General features: G+C 61.0%; 1 pseudogene. It reads right to left on the bottom strand.

The features are described 5' to 3' along the window. A pseudogene (locus SB847_RS22215) lies at positions 1-223 on the bottom strand (hypothetical protein); the annotation flags it as partial. Between the last annotated feature and the right edge of the window lie 13 nt (positions 224-236).

Below are 236 nucleotides of genomic sequence, written 5' to 3'. Positions count from 1 at the left end.
CCGTCATCAAGGGAGCGATGCGCTGTTCACGAGACAGCACATGGTGCAACGCCAAGCGCGTAGGGTACTTGTCCTTCAAGTCCGCGAGCTCCTCAAGGAACATCACGTCCATGGCGGCTTTGTTCGCGTACACCAAGTCAAAAGTGGTCTCGGGATTCGCTGCCAGGAGGGTCCGCGCGATCGCGATCACCGGAGTGATGCCGGACCCTGCGGCGATCGCCACAAAGTTCCCGGGC

The sequence above is a fragment of the Bacillus sp. SIMBA_026 genome, from assembly GCF_046535335.1.
Taxonomy (GTDB): domain Bacteria; phylum Bacillota; class Bacilli; order Bacillales; family Bacillaceae; genus Bacillus; species Bacillus velezensis.
The sequence above is the reverse complement of the archived record's forward strand: the minus strand, read 5'-3'. Positions and strand labels throughout refer to the sequence as shown.